The 15,115-nt window shown below is 36.7% G+C and carries 15 protein-coding genes; 9 read left to right on the forward strand and 6 right to left on the reverse strand.

Features of this window, described 5'->3' with window-relative positions:
* Nucleotides 1–46: 46 nt before the first annotated feature.
* The 5 genes from F3D3_RS02805 to F3D3_RS02820 form a co-directional block, all read right to left on the reverse strand.
* Entirely contained in the window at nt 47–1,426 is a 1,380-nt protein-coding gene (locus F3D3_RS02805) for a sigma-54 dependent transcriptional regulator (protein WP_069871016.1), read from the reverse strand.
* A complete protein-coding gene (locus F3D3_RS02810; RefSeq protein WP_069871018.1) occupies nt 1,416–3,149 on the reverse strand; it encodes an ATP-binding protein in 1,734 nt (577 codons plus the stop codon). Before F3D3_RS02810 ends, F3D3_RS02805 begins: the two co-directional genes overlap by 11 nt.
* Entirely contained in the window at nt 3,139–4,599 is a 1,461-nt protein-coding gene (locus tag F3D3_RS02815; protein ID WP_069871020.1) for a sodium:solute symporter family protein, read from the reverse strand. Before F3D3_RS02815 ends, F3D3_RS02810 begins: the two co-directional genes overlap by 11 nt.
* Complete coding sequence (locus tag F3D3_RS23980) at nt 4,592–4,729, reverse strand: hypothetical protein (protein WP_175438270.1); 138 nt, start codon at nt 4,727–4,729, stop codon at nt 4,592–4,594. Before F3D3_RS23980 ends, F3D3_RS02815 begins: the two co-directional genes overlap by 8 nt.
* 473 nt (nt 4,730–5,202) lie before the next feature.
* Nucleotides 5,203–6,627, reverse strand: coding sequence for a transposase (locus F3D3_RS02820; protein WP_069871022.1), 1,425 nt, complete (start codon nt 6,625–6,627; stop codon nt 5,203–5,205).
* Nucleotides 6,628–6,788: 161 nt separating this feature from the next.
* Here F3D3_RS02820 and F3D3_RS02825 point away from each other — a divergent pair, with 161 nt between their 5' ends.
* The 4 genes from F3D3_RS02825 to F3D3_RS02840 all read left to right on the forward strand — a co-directional run bounded on the left by F3D3_RS02825 (nt 6,789) and on the right by F3D3_RS02840 (nt 10,049).
* Nucleotides 6,789–7,412, forward strand: a complete 624-nt coding sequence (locus tag F3D3_RS02825; RefSeq protein WP_069871024.1) for a hypothetical protein — start codon at nt 6,789–6,791, stop codon at nt 7,410–7,412.
* A 197-nt stretch (nt 7,413–7,609) separates the two neighbouring features.
* Nucleotides 7,610–8,422 (forward strand): hypothetical protein, encoded by an 813-nt coding sequence (locus F3D3_RS02830; protein ID WP_069871025.1) that lies wholly within the window; start codon nt 7,610–7,612, stop codon nt 8,420–8,422.
* A gap of 137 nt (nt 8,423–8,559) precedes the next feature.
* Entirely contained in the window at nt 8,560–8,961 is a 402-nt protein-coding gene (gene tnpA / locus F3D3_RS02835) for an IS200/IS605 family transposase (RefSeq protein WP_069871027.1), read from the forward strand.
* The gene (locus F3D3_RS02840; RefSeq protein WP_069871029.1) at nt 8,958–10,049 is read left to right on the forward strand and encodes an RNA-guided endonuclease TnpB family protein; all 1,092 of its coding nucleotides are present in this window, start codon (nt 8,958–8,960) and stop codon (nt 10,047–10,049) included. The genes tnpA and F3D3_RS02840 overlap by 4 nt, the downstream gene beginning before the upstream one ends.
* Nucleotides 10,050–10,334: 285 nt before the next feature.
* On the opposite strand, the gene F3D3_RS02845 is transcribed toward F3D3_RS02840, so the two are convergent.
* Nucleotides 10,335–11,240 carry a ketopantoate reductase family protein gene (locus F3D3_RS02845; RefSeq protein ID WP_069871031.1) on the reverse strand — a complete coding sequence of 302 codons (906 nt, stop codon included), beginning with the start codon at nt 11,238–11,240 and terminating at the stop codon, nt 10,335–10,337.
* Between the two features lie 176 nt (nt 11,241–11,416).
* Here F3D3_RS02845 and F3D3_RS02850 point away from each other — a divergent pair, with 176 nt between their 5' ends.
* The 5 genes from F3D3_RS02850 (at nt 11,417) to lpdA (ending at nt 15,061) form a co-directional block, all read left to right on the forward strand.
* Entirely contained in the window at nt 11,417–11,983 is a 567-nt protein-coding gene (locus F3D3_RS02850; protein WP_069871033.1) for a TetR/AcrR family transcriptional regulator, read from the forward strand.
* A gap of 92 nt (nt 11,984–12,075) precedes the next feature.
* Nucleotides 12,076–12,651 (forward strand): class I SAM-dependent methyltransferase, encoded by a 576-nt coding sequence (locus F3D3_RS02855; RefSeq protein WP_069871035.1) that lies wholly within the window; start codon nt 12,076–12,078, stop codon nt 12,649–12,651.
* Nucleotides 12,652–12,820: 169 nt separating this feature from the next.
* A complete protein-coding gene (locus tag F3D3_RS23985; protein ID WP_069871036.1) occupies nt 12,821–13,048 on the forward strand; it encodes a hypothetical protein in 228 nt (75 codons plus the stop codon).
* A gap of 207 nt (nt 13,049–13,255) precedes the next feature.
* Nucleotides 13,256–13,615 (forward strand): metalloregulator ArsR/SmtB family transcription factor, encoded by a 360-nt coding sequence (locus F3D3_RS02865; RefSeq protein ID WP_069871038.1) that lies wholly within the window; start codon nt 13,256–13,258, stop codon nt 13,613–13,615.
* Nucleotides 13,616–13,666: 51 nt separating this feature from the next.
* A complete protein-coding gene (gene lpdA / locus F3D3_RS02870) occupies nt 13,667–15,061 on the forward strand; it encodes a dihydrolipoyl dehydrogenase (protein WP_242877065.1) in 1,395 nt (464 codons plus the stop codon).
* Nucleotides 15,062–15,115: the final 54 nt, after the last annotated feature.

Consider the following 15,115-nt stretch of genomic DNA (forward strand, 5'->3'; position numbering starts at 1 on the left):
TTCTCATAAAACGAATATCCTTTCTTTGTGCCTGACACCGAGACCCTTAAAAACCATGTTTTTCCATTTTTCGTTTTAATGAGAATCTGGTGATGCCGAGTATTTCGGCGGTTTTAGTTTGGTTCCATGAATTTTTATCTAATGCTTTTGTGATCAAATGCTTTTCGACTTGATCAAGCTCTTGGTTTAAATTGCCTATTTCTTTTTCGGCATATTGATCTGAAATATCAGTAGATATAGTTGCCACTTTATCGGTATAAAATTGAATTTCAGGTGGCAAGTATGAGGCTTCTATTACATCTGTATCAGCCAATATGACCAAGCGTTCTATGACATTTCGCAGTTCTCGAATATTACCTGGCCATGGGTATTTTAAGAGCTGTTCCTTGACCTTAATACTGAGGCCTGAAATATCCTTCTGAGCATTTTGACAGAACTTTTTCAAATAAAAATCTGCCAAAAGAAGAATGTCATCTCCACGCTTGCGAAGGGGCGGTAAGGTAATCGGAAAAATATTGATTCTGTAGTAGAGATCTTCTCGGAATTCGCCTTTCTTAACAGCCTCTTCTAAATTTTTATGAGTGGCAGCTACAATACGTATATCAACTTCAATATCTTCAAGACCTCCAACGCGCCTAAAGCGTCTTTCCTCTAAAAATCTGAGCAATTTGGATTGTGTTTCAAGAGGGAGTTCGCCAAACTCGTCCAGAAAAACCACACCTCCATCTGCAATTTCAAAGAGTCCTTTCTTCTTGCTGGTTGCACCTGTAAAGGCATTTTTCTCAAATCCAAAGAGTTCACTTTCGACTAAAGCCTTGGGAATTGCGCTACAATTAATGCGCAACAAGAGTTCATCTTTGCGTATGCTGTTCTTATGGATGGCTTCTGCTACCAATTCTTTGCCTGTTCCAGTTTCACCTCTTATCAGCACGGTTACGTTATCAACATGGGCTACTTTTTCAATTTTTTTATAGACTTCCCTCATAACTGGGCTGGAGCCAATCATGTTTTTCATATACAGTTCAGAGTGCTTCTCTAAGACAAGGAGTCGAGTTGTTAGTTTGATGCATTCAAAGGCACGATGAATGATGAGTTTGATATGATCTAAGTCAAAGGGTTTATTAATATAGTCAAATGCGCCAAGTTTAATAGCACTAACGGCGCTTTCAATGTCACTAAAAGCTGTCATAACAATGATTTCTGCATCACTGTCAATGGCTTTGAGTTCAGGTATTAAGTCGATACCGTTGTCTTTACCAAGACGCATATCTGTTAAGACGATATGGGGGCGAAAGACTTCCATCAAATGTAGACCTTCTGCTTTACTGTCAGCTGCAGAAACTTCATATCCAGCATCTCTCAAACCAGCACTTAATGATTTGCGTATAAGGGATTCATCGTCAATGATTAAAAGTTTAATTTTCATAGGTTGCTCCTTCATAGTGAGGCAGATAAATATGAACAGTAGTCCCCACTTGATATTTGCTTTCAATTTCCATTTTGCCGTCGTTTTGAATGAGCAAGCTATTAACAACCGATAATCCCAAGCCAATGCCCTTGGGATTAGTGGTGAAAAATGGATCAAAAATGCGTTCGAGATTTTCAGGTGGGATACCATGGCCGGTATCCATAAAGCTGAGCTTGATCCAAGACTGACCATGGCGGTCTAATAATCGGATCTGGACAGTAAGATTGCCGTGTTCACTAAGAGCATTTACTGCATTTTTAATTATATTAATAAAGACTTGTTCAATTTGGTCTTTATCAATGATACCAATGGGATCTTGATCCAACTCTATAATGGACAGATTAACCTGTTTTTTACGAAGTTCATCGTCTAATATATCTAAAGATTTTTTTAAAAGTGCCTGAACTTTGACTGGTTCTTTAAAGGCATGCTTTGGTTTTGAAAAGTCTAGGAGTTCAGAGACTAAGTTGTTAATTCGATTGATCTCATAAACCATATCATCCGTAAGTTCGATGCTGGTGGTATCCGCATCAGGTAATTGTGTTCTAATATACTGAATCCCTGTTTTTAAGCCAGTCAATGGATTGCGAATTTCATGGGCCATACCGGCTGCAAATTGGCCCACACTGGCGAGCCTATTGACCCTTATGATGTTGTTTTCGAGAATGCGACGTTTTGTAATGTCACTAAAACAGCAAATGATACCGATGAACTCGTTGTTCTTTCGGAGTAACAATGAGATACTCACATCCAAGTAGAACGCTTTGTTAGTGATTTCATCTAGGGTGATCGTCGTATTGAGCCCCTTTCTACTGTGTATGGCCTTGCCGATGTGCTGGTTCAATAGGTCCAGAATATGCGGATTGTGATTGTACTTATTTAGAATGTCCGTGCCAGCTCGGTTGATGGTAATATGTTGGCCCTGCGCGTCAGTTGTAAGGATTCCTACAGAAGCATTCTGAAGAATATCTTCGTTGTACCGTTTTATTTCAATGAGGTTCTCGGCACTGGCATTGAGTTGGTCAATCATGGCGTTGAAGGCATTGGCCAAAATGCCTATTTCATCACTTCGAGTGATGTCTATTTTTTGTTTTAAATTATCAAAATCAATGGTTTTACAAAATTCAGCAAAGGCTCTGATGGGTTTGGAGATATTATGTGCCGTAAATATAATGGCTTGCATGGAAAAAATTAGAAACATAATGGAAATAAGAAGAATATATTTTTGTATATCAATTAAGTTTTCTAATACGCTGCTTTTATCAACTACTGTGATCAGTTGCCATTGCCACTTCTCATAATAATCGTAAACCATGAGTAGGTCTTTCCCGTCATAGATACCGGATTTCTCGCTTGAGATAATAGGGTTTAAATCAGCCATCGTGAGGTTGGGCTGATTAAGAAGTAGATTACCACGTTCAAGAATGACAATATCACGTGTGTTAAAAGTACTGAAGAAGTCTAGCACTTTTTTTTGGGTGTCGTCTTCTGAATCAGTTTCTTCTTCCAAGGCATCAATAAAAGCGAGAGATTCTTGAATTGTCATTTCAAGGCTTCGTGTTTTTTCGTTCATGAGTAGGTAATGACCGTTCCAATAAGAAACACCTGCCAAGAAACAGATGGGGAGTATGGTAAAGAGCATGAATGGAATTAAAATGCGGTTCTCTATATCAAGCTTCATAGGCGTCTCCATTCATTGCATTGTTGATCGTGTTGTTATCTTGAGTCTTTAAACTGACAACAACGAAGAATACAAATGCTACAACAAAACCCGGAAATACAGGATGAATGGTTTGAAGGAGCGTATTTCCAATACTTAATGGATGCCATATGGTCATGGCTAATATACCTGAAATAATGGACCATAAGGCACCACGGGAGGTTGCTTTAGCCCAATATAAACCTCCGTAAAGAGGCATTAAAAATGTGACCGCAAAGATTCCCCAGATGTAACTGCCAAAGAGTAGCAAGCTCTCAGGTGGATTGATAGAAAGAAACAGCGACATAGTGGCAGATATGAAGATGATGATACGAGCGACATAAATAAAGTGATCGTTGGAAATATTAGGGTGCTTAAATTTGCTGTAAATGTCATGAGTGAAACTGCTTGCGATTAAGATTAACTGGGAGTTAGCAGTGGAAATAGCAGAGGCAATAACACTGATAAAGATAAGTCCACCAGCGGGACTATCTATAATATGTTTGATGATATGGGGGAGCACTTGATTGGCTGGGATGATGACTGATGAGCCTAAGGATAAGACACGGGACCCAATACCTAGTATCATAAGGAACAGATAGAGAGCTCCCATGATGATGACCGAGTAGCTGATCATATGAAGTGCTGTATTTTTGCTCTTAGCAGATAAAATACGGGTGAGGTATTGAGGATTTGCCGCTGTTCCAAGCCCCCATGCAAGCCCTAAAGTAAAGACTGTCATTGGTGGGAAAAGTGGATTAGAGGATAACTTTAAGAAGTTGCCGTTTGAAATTTCAGATGCCATTAAATGCATTGTTGTGATACTACCAATATCTCTTATGATGATAATGGCTGCTATGAGGAGTCCGAAAAGGACGATGGTGAAATTGAGAATATCCGTTTTGGAGACTGAAAAAAGGCCACCAAAGCTCGTGTAAACAATGAAGAGGTAGATCGAGAAAATAGCAATATTATAGTGGATATCCAAAAGCTCTGACACAATAAAACCAAAGCCTACAATTTGAATAATCATATAGAAAATATAACAAGCTACAATGATGAGTCCGCCTAAAATTTGAAGCGTATTGCTGTCATAGCGGACCTTGAAAAATTCTGGAATGGTCATAATATCATATTGACGGATGCGATTTGCGGCAAAAATAAGTATGGAAGCACCAAGAAACCATCCAATGACAGAATAGAGGATAGTGATATAGCCATATGTATATACATAGCCAGTAACACTTTGCATAGAGACAGCGCTGAACCAAGTTGCAGTAAAGGTGAAAATGCTGGTAAAGATGCCAAGACTGTTACCTGCAACGCAAAAGTCACGAATGGTGTTTGTTTTCTTAAAACCGTTTTTGCCCCAGAAGAGTAAAAATAGGGTGTAAAGGGTCAGAGATAGCATGTAAATTAGGATTTTATTCATTATTTCTAGCCTCCCGTTTTCTTAAAATGATCACAAGTACTGTTGGTAAGAGCATGGACAAGAAGTAGAGTCCGCCCCCAAAAAGAAAGGTTTTTACTGGAAGTCCGATAATGAATTGAGGATTATTCATATAAATCTCCTGTGTTAAAAAAATAACGTTTCCATAGATATGCCATTGAGATTATGATATCCATTCTAATTAGGATTGTCAAGGCAATCCATCTTCAAGATCAAATCTTACTAGATTTATCCGTAAAGTATTAAGATACATCCACTTTGTGCAAAATATTAACAATCATTTTTTTAGACAGTAGCCATGAGCGATAAAGTATCAAAAAGAGCAAAAATGCTCGCTTATAGCGCTCACTTAATAAGTTTGCCTTTTGAAAAGTTAGAGTAGGTAAAAACTAAAACCATTGTTAACACTTGTCTGTAGGGTATTTTGGTTGCGTTGGTATTGTATTTGCTTTATAAATAGACAAATCTGTAGATCGTTGCGAAATAAAAACCAAAGTTATCCACAAGCAAAATTGAAATATCTAAAAAAGTTCAAAAAAAAAGCGCAACAGAATAAAGACTTACTCAATTTCGCAGTAAGTTATTCTATGCAACCATAGTTTTTATAGACAAATGACCAATGTTTAATTTACTTTTATGAATGATAATGAAAGCAATCAATTGTGTGATGCCAGCTAAAAAGATGTTTGATTTCAGGGTTAAGGTTTTATTGACTTTGGAAATATTGATTTGCATAAAGGATTTAAGTTGTGCGATGGTTCTTTCACAAACCGTTCTTATTTTGTAAAGATTGATCCATTCATTACTATTTCGAGGCATAGCAGCATTGAATCTGAAATTATGGTGAACAGTGATGTTTTTAATTCTTCCATATGGTGAATTGGTACAAGGATTATCACAATCAAGAATAACGGATTTTACTGAATCAGACATTGTAAGAGATCTTTTAGGGCAAATAAACTGAATACGATCTGCTCTATTGGCTCCTTTAATCACCCCAGCATAGGTCATTGGTAACTCAGGATCGTTGGGACAAGTAGGGATACCGTCTTCATTAAACAGGGGTTGAGGCAGCGTAGAATTATTTCGAGGATTAAGGTTGATGATAGGTATGATGCCTTTTTTGTAAAGATACGCATAATTATCAACTGCATCAAAGCCTGAATCCCCAAGAAAGTAGTTGAATTTAGAATCTGGGTGTAAATCGAAAAACGTTTCAAGTGAAGGGATAAGAGATTTAGCATCATATTCATCTTTGATTTCTTGAGGCGTAAGGTTAAGCTGTAGCGTATTGTCGGCATTATAAAAATTAATATCTCGAATTAATCCAAACCCGTTGGTAGCGAGGATGACCTTTTGATAGTATCCGAAATGCCCATTAAGATAAGTCAGTTTAGCTTCAGGGTTAGAAGAACTTTGTTTTGGCATCTTTGATTGGGCATATTTTTCTACATCAAAGGTCTTGTCGTACTTATGAGATTTAGCGTAAGTTTTAACGGTTTTAAGAATAGATTGATAGAATTTAGGGTTATTTTCCTTAACGTATAACTCGAAACCAGTTGTATCGGTAATGAGTATTTTGGCGAGGCGATCATCTGCATCTATTGCAAAATCAGAGGTAAAATCAACAAGATGATGAAACATTTCGAGGATTTGGTCATAAAAGAGAGTCTTGAACCTAGAAAACTGAGAGGGATGAGGTGCTCTGGAAAAGCCTAGAAATTTTCTAAAATCACTTGAAATGTTGATGATAAAAATGAGAGTGGAAATGGTAGGTAGACCGAGCAAGTTGTAAAAGATAAATGCTTTGAGCATACCTTCAAGTGGAAAATCTCTGTTTTTTCCAACATTAGAGTAGTAAACACTGTAGAAAGATTTTGGAATAACATCATCTGTGTCAATAAACTGGTTAAAAAGAGAAAAAAGTTGATCTGATTTGTATGAAGTGAGTTCATCAAACTCAGCATCAAGATCAAACAGGGAAACCTGATTAGAAGCAGAAATTAGCATTATTACCTTCCTTTCTTTTGAGTATGAGTTATCAACAGGAACACACCTTATTTATACCCAAAATGGAGGGTAATATGCTATTTCTATAAATAAAAGCAAGTATTTTCAATGCTTACAGAGTTTCGCAAGAAACTATAAAATTTTAAGAAAAGGAGAGAAAGATGCATAAAATCAATTTAGAAATGCTTAAAATCGTTTCACTTATAGTAGTCGTATCTTTATTTTCATTCTTTTACACATCTCTATTTGGATTTTTATCAACGCCACAAATTGATTTTTTAAGATCAGATCGTACGAATGCTGCCATCATATTTTTGTTGAGCCTCTGGTTACTAATTCTGACCATAAAAAAATTGAAAAGCCGCAGAACTGATCCATTAGAGATAACAATCAAACGTGAAATTGTTGTCTTACTATTGACCCTATTAATGGCAATACTAACCATAATCACTTTCTATTTTGCATACAAAAAGCATAATCTTGTGTTGGCTTCATTTGGAATAACGATGGTATTGAGCGTTATAAATAGTTTTATTACGCATACATCATTAAGTGGAATAGGCGATACTTATATATTCCACAAGGGTAGACAAATACCAATTGAAGATATTGAGTCTTATGAAGTGGGTTCAATCTATGTTTACGTTACTGTCACTAAGACTTATTTTTTCCTAAATACTTTTGAAGTGTTGAGCCTGTCCATTAAAAGCAGTGATATAGACAAATTTGAGCAGATCATGAGTTCACATCACAAACAGCGCTTAGACAATAGCATGAACGCATAAATATAAAAAGTTCTAAGCTGAAACCTATTTTAATTAAACCCTAAATTGCCTTATACACAAAAGTCGGTGTTCCGTTGTGTACGTGGTACACAACGAAACACGTGGTACACAACGAAACACACAACGAAACACACAACGGAACAATCAACGGAACAATCACCTTCACCAAAGCATTATCAGAAATGAGGCCGCATAATATGGACATGCAAAAATTTTACTCTATCTGCTTACAGGGAAATGTACTTAAAGCCATTGAATATTTAAAACCCTTTGAAGAAAAAAACGAGGAAGCTTCTAGGTTAATAAAAGAATATGAGGCTCGTTTTTTGAAAGATCAGCAAAGCGATGAAATAAACTCAGAAGATCCGTGGATACAAGATGTAATAAGCTGCTATTTTAGGTATTTTCGTTCTGTGTTGGTTAATCATCCTGTAGAACAGGCTGAAGATCAATTAAATTTAAGTTTATCCGAACTGGTGACCCTCCCTAAGGATTCCAGTTTAGATGAAATTGAATTAGAACTTAATAAGATTTTTAAAGAAAAAGGTTATTCATATCTAGGGGGCGTGACGTCACCCTTTAGAGGTCCATATATTTGGAAAAAAACTTCAATAAAAACATTTACTGTTACACTTCCCGATGGTGAACAAGAAGTTGTGGTGTATTTTATTTCTGATTTTTTAATGCTAAGTTGGGCACATTTTGCCACAATGGGAAAAAGGCATACGGGGGGATGGGCCAAACCAGAAGGACTGTATTATGTCGATAACGGTAGGGAAAAGATAGATATAAATTCCATTGAGTTTCAGGTATGGTTTTTAAAGCATGAAGCACAACATTTAAGTGACTATATTAAGTTTCCAGATTTGAGTGGAAGTGATTTAGAATATAGGGCAAAATTAGTTGAACTCATTTATAATCCTCATGCCCATTGCTTAATAGAGAAATTTTTAAACCAATCCAAAGATGACAAGACTTTGCCACATTCTTATGCTGCTTATTTAACCTAAAAGCCGAGAAGTCTCCTTCCTCTTAGCCTTCCTTGCTCACGCAGTGAGAGTGTAGGTGGGAGATGAATCGGTGGTTTTTGCCTTTGAAATAGGCTAAAATATAATCAGTAGTAGTGTGTAAAAGGGTTTGGATATAAATGAAAATGGACAATAACAATCATTCGGTGTTCTTGCTGTATTATCATCTTGTGTTAGTAATTAAATATAGACGGAATGTATTTGATGATGCAACATCTGAAAGCGCTAAAGAAATATTCGAGTACATTGCAAAAAACTACAATATAACATTGTTAGAGTGGAATCATGACAGTGATCATATCCATATATTGTTCAAAGCGCACCCAAATAGTGAATTATCAAAGTTTATTAACGCTTATAAGAGTGCAAGTTCAAGGCTACTCAAAAAGGAATTTCAATCAATTCGCAAGAATCTCTGGAAGGAATATTTTGGGTCAAGAAGTTATTGTTTACTTACAACTGGTGGTGCACCCATTGAAGTCATTAAGAAATATATAGAAAGTCAAGGTGAAAAGCATTGAATAAAGCGTTCAAATTCAGAATATATCCAAATTCAGAACAGGAAGTGCTAATAGCTAAGACGTTCGGCTGTGTACGCTTCATATACAACAAGATGCTGAGTGATAAAATTGAGCATTACGAGAAAATGAAGCAAAAGCTAAACAATACTCCAGCACAATACAAAAAGGAATATGAATGGCTTAAGGAAGTAGATAGTCTTGCTCTTKCTAATGTACAAATAAATTTGCAAACAGCATATAATAACTTTTTTAGAAAGCCTAAAGTTGGATTTCCTAAATTCAAGTCAAAGCGAAATAATAAGAAAAGCTATACAACAAATTATGTGAACGGAAATATTAAGTTAGAAAATGGTTGTATTRTTTTACCCAAGCTTAAAGCTGTGAAAATCAAGCAACACAGATCTATTCCWAARGATTATAAACTTAAATCTGTAACTGTGAGCAAGACTCCAACTGGAAAATATTTTGCCAGTGTTTTGTTTGAATATGAACAAGAGATAAAAGCCGTTCAACCWAAAACATTGTTAGGKTTAGATTTTTCCATGAAAGAGCTTTTTGTGTCATCTGATGGMATATCAGCAGAGTACCCTAGATATTATAGAAAATCACTCGACAAGCTTAAGCGTGAACAAAGAAAGCTATCCTTGTGTCAAAAAGGAAGTAAAAATCGYAACAAGCAAAGGATAAAAGTAGCAAAAATTCATGAGAAAGTGACCAACCAACGTAAGGATTTTTTACACAAGCAGTCAAAGCAGATAACCAATGCTGTTGATGCTGTGTGTATTGAAGATTTGAACATGAAGGGGATGTCACAAGCGTTGAATTTTGGTAAAAGTGTTATGGATAATGGGTTTGGGATGTTCGTGTCTATGCTTGATTACAAGTTGATGGAACAAGGTAAACAACTGATTAAAATCGACAAGTGGTTTCCAAGTTCCAAAATGTGTAGCGAGTGTGGAAAAGTAAAAAATACCCTTTTGCTTTCAGAGCGCACATATCATTGCGAAGATTGCGGAATGACAATGGACAGGGATTACAATGCAAGTATAAATATCAAAAATGAAGGTATGCGCATATTATTAGCGTAAACGAACTTCTAGAACCGTGGGACGCACGGGGATAGCTCGCTTATGCTGTAGCCGTTAGGCTACTCGAACGAGAAGCCCCCACTTCTTAAGTGGTGGGAGTATGTCACCACTAAAATGAATGTTAAAAACTTAGAGACTATGGTGCTAAAGCTTATTGTGATCAAGGCACCAGCGCCCCAAAAATAGAAGCATGGATAAAAAGGCGCGTATGGCCCATTCAGTCAAAGTATGAATGGGCCATACGCTTAAGACAAAAATACCTTGGCTACACCAATGGGATTGCCTCTATTTCAAATGGATTTGCTCCTTTACTTTTATCATATGGTACATGAGATTATTGTAAGGGGTAGGGACGCCATGTGCTTTGCCAAGCTGTCTGATAACGCCCGCAAACATATCTACTTCTGTAAGTCTTCTGGCATCAATATCTTGAAGCATAGAGGTCTTTGACTCAGGAACCATTGTATTTAAAATTTCCAGCCAAGCGTTGAAATCTGAATCCGTGATTTCAACGCCTTTTTTAATGGCAATTTGTCTAACCTCTCCCATAATCAATCGCATGATCTCGTGACCATCCGAGGTATTTAAGAAATAGTAATTTGCGCCAAGGATTGCAGTAGGCTGGTTGCTACAGACATTGATCATGAATTTCCACCAAAGTTTTTTATACATATCTTTTGGGCATTCAAAAGGGAGCGCCGCTTTTGTGAAAATCTCGGCAATTGCCTCTATTCTCTGTGTCATTTCCCCCGATTTTTCGCCGAAAACAATTTTGCCCACAGAACCGTAAGTCACATTGAGTCCACTTCTTTGGGCGTCAATCCCAAGACACATGCTATAAATCATTTTATCCATACCGAAGACGGAACCGATGATTTCTTCAGAATCAATACCATTTAAGAGGGACATAATCACTGTCTGATTTCCAACATGATGCTTAACGGCATCTATGGCATCTGGTAAATCATTGTATTTTACTGCGACTATTACGAGGTCTGCAGGGGATACCTGCGCCATTTCACTACAATAATTAAACTGCTGAACGACGTCATTTACCTTGAGTTCGCTCGATTTATAGCGTTCTAGTCTGTTCTCATCCAGTACGATGCTGAGCTCAACTTCAGAACAGGCATTTAGAAGTGTTGCATAGGAAGCGCCGATTGCGCCCAGCCCGATTAATGTTATTTTCATATGATCTCCTTTACGCATTTCATGAGGTTTAATGGACCTTGTGTGTTTTTATCTATTTTAACATTTCTCACATATTCCTTCTACAGTTAGAGTTTCAAAATCCGGTTTTTCTCAAATCTAACCTTGACAAGCAGAAACAAGGGTGGTATCTTAATAAAGAACGGAGGTTCTTTATTGTGCAAATATTAAAAGATGAAATTCGGATATTGATCTTACAGGCAGCTGAAAAACTGTTTTGTGAGAATGGCTTTTTAAAGACGACAACACGTGGCATTGCTAAAGAAGCGGGCATCAGCGTCAGCAATTTATATTTGTATTATGAGAATAAAGAAATGCTGTTCAATGCCGTTTCGGAGCCAATCTTTCAACAACTGATTTCTGGACTTGTGGATTTTTTAAATCATCAGGATAAAACAGAGGCATTAAATCAAAACATTACTTTTGGATTAGGAAAAATGATTGTGGCGAACAGAGACCAGTTCCTACTCTTATTTGAAAAGAGCAAGGGCACAAAATATGAAAGCTTTCAGGATGAAATGATCACTCAATTACAGAGCCATATTCGGGCTCAGATGAATGAGAAGGTCAAAGACAAAGACTTAATATCCAGTGTCTTCGCAATGAATTTGATAAAGGGGATTGTACACATCGCCAAGGCACATAGAGATGAAACACATCTCATTCAGAATCTGCAGCATTTAACAGATTTTCACACAGAAGGTATCAGACAATTTTTATTGTAAGGCATGGTTAGAGTGTCAATTTATGTAGCTGCCACAGGCAGTTATTTTTTGAAGTTTAAAGGAACGATTGTTCCTTTAAAAAGGAGGAGCACATGAAATTAAAAGAAATTGTATTTAATGCAGAATCTAAAAAGTCAGCAGCGAATTATCAAAAAATGCTGAAATGGCTGGATAGTCCTAAACGTTATAAGTATAACAATCCATCAAATTTGGTTGAAAAAGCAGGTATTTTAAAAGGTCAAAAAGTGCTTGAAATTGGTTGTGGATCCGGCTTTTTTACAGCAGAAATTGCAAAGGTGACAGGCAATTTAGGGGAAGTTATTGCAACGGATATTCACCCTTTAGCGGTGAAAGAGACGGCTCAAAAAGTTGAGGCTCTCAAGATAGAGCATGTAACTGTAGCTTGTGAAGATGCACATAGCACTTCTTTTGCGGACGATTCATTTGATGTGATAGTCCTATACGGTGTGGTGCCATCTCCTGTGATTTCATTAAGGCAATTATCGGTGGAATTAAGTCGTATTCTGAAGCCGAATGGCATTTGTGCCATATGGACAGCTGTGCCTTTTTGGAGGCCAGTTGAGATGTTAAAACAAGGCAGATTCACTCAAATGAAACGTCAATATCCGGTATTTAAATTACAGAAAATAAATCATGAAGAAAGATAAAATACCTATAATGGATCGAATCAGATTGTAGTTTAAAGAACTGTGTTGCGATTTAACCTGTATTTAACAATAAGATCGTTTGATTTAACAATCGTTTGGTATAATATCAGTATAGATCTATGGTTATCGATATGACTGATAACGCTTTTAATATTTGTGAGGTGAACTTATGAGCATTCAGACGATTTTACTTGGTGCAGTTGTTTTAATTATAATAGGATTTATTGGCGTTTCAAATTATAAATCTGCAATGGAACGCGGTAGACAAATGTATTGTGATATAAGCTGTAAGGATGAAGAGCATTGTGATTTCTTAGAAAAAGACAAAGAAAAAGACAAAGAAAAAGACAAAGACAAAGAAAAAGACAAAGACAAAGAAAAAGACAAAGACGAATAAAACATTTAGAACTAAAAAAAGGCGAAAGCCTTTTTTTAGTTCCATAGTAAAAATGCAAAAAAAGACATTGACGAATGAGCAAAGAAGATTTAATATATAGATATACGGATATGCATATATACGTATATCTATATCTATATTGATAAGCATATTGGTGTAAACCTAAGTATAGAGTGACAAATTACAAAGCCGAGAAAGGAAATAAACATGAATCATCTAATAGAGTTTTTTAAATCAATTTCAGATGAGACACGACTCAGAATACTGGTGCTGTTGTCTCGAAAAGAGATGTGTGTATGTGAGCTTTGCGAGGTGCTCGAGGAATCTCAACCAAAGGTTTCCAGGCATCTTGCGCGATTACGTGACATGGGATATGTACGAGATGAAAGGCAAGGGCAGTGGGTCTTTTATTATACCAATTTTGCTGACTCTGTCCACGAAGAGATTATGAATACTATTTTAAATAAAATAGAAAATTATCCACAATTAATGATTGATGTGGATCGATTTAATCGAAAATCTGAAGACGGATCAATGTGCGCGAGAAGGTTAAGAGAGGAAGTCTGATGAATGGAAATAACAATTAGACTCTGCTTACACATATACTAAGATAAGGATGTGAAAATATTGACAAAATTAAGTTGTGATATTACTATTTTGGGCGGTGGACCAGCTGGATATGTGGCAGCTATTCGATCGGCTCAACTTGGTGCAAAAGTGGTATTGATTGAGGCAAAAGAATTGGGTGGTGTGTGCATGAATGTAGGGTGTATACCGACAAAAGCGCTTCTAAAAACATCTGAAACAGTTGCAGCTATTCACAAATCGAAAGAATTTGGAATCATCAGTGGTGTTGAGACTATAAATTGGAATGCCGCTGTGGATCGTAAAAATCGGATTGTTAAAAATTTAAATATGGGTCTAGAACAATTAATTTTGGCTAAAGGCATAACCCTTATTAAGGGAAAGGGCCGAATGACATCTAACCGAAAAATTTGTATTCAAACAGCAGAAGAACTGATAGAGGTTAGCTCTGAAAAAATAATCCTGACGACGGGTTCAGCGCCAATGTTGCCATCCATTAAAGGGATTGAAGCAGAAGGTGTTATCACAAGTAATGAAGCATTGAGTTTAGAGCATATCCCTAAAAGTATGGTCATAGTAGGTGCAGGTGTCATTGGATTAGAATTTGCTTCTATGATGCATTCACTTGGAAGCAAAATTACTGTAATTGAAATAAATGATCAAATATTACCAAGCGAAGATATCGAAATGGCATCAGAACTTTTAAAAATTATGAAACGCCAAGGGATAGCCTTTAAATTATCAGCAGAAGTCACAGAAATACAAACAACAGAATTGGGCTTAGAAATAAACTATAAAATGGGTGAAAAAAACAAAGTTCAAACCTGCGAGAAAGTTTTAATTGCTGTGGGTAGAAAATTGAATACAGATATGTTTGGAGATTTGCTTTTTAATACTGAAAAAGGTGCTATTGTTGTAAACGAAAGCATGGAAACCAATATTGAAGGTATATATGCGGCGGGTGATCTTACGGGGGGGCAGTTGCTCGCACATCTGGCCTTTATGGAAGGTAAAATCGCAGCGGAAAATGCATTAGGATATAAAAGTCGATTAAATTATGGTGCAGTGCCTTCATGTATATATACAAACCCTGAAATTGCTTCGGTTGGAATGACAGAAGATGAGGCAAAAGAAGCAGGGATCTCTGTGAAAGTCGGTCGATTTAATTTTAGAAACAACGGTCGAGCCTTGACACTAGGTGAACGTGAGGGTTTTGTAAAAGTAATAGCAAATCAAGAGAACATCATTATTGGAGGCCAGATTTTAGGCGTAAATGCTTCTGAAATGATCTCTGAACTTACACTTGCGATTACTTTAAAAGCAAATGCCAGTGATCTAGCGGATATGATACATCCACACCCTTCTTTAAGTGAAGCAATATGGGAAGCTTGTGGAGATCTGATAGGCAGGGCGATTCATGCACTATAATCTAATAAACAGGTGTTATTTACAAAATGAGTTTACTAAAAAGTAGGAGGTATC

The sequence above is a fragment of the Fusibacter sp. 3D3 genome (assembly GCF_001748365.1).
GTDB lineage: Bacteria > Bacillota > Clostridia > Peptostreptococcales > Acidaminobacteraceae > Fusibacter_A.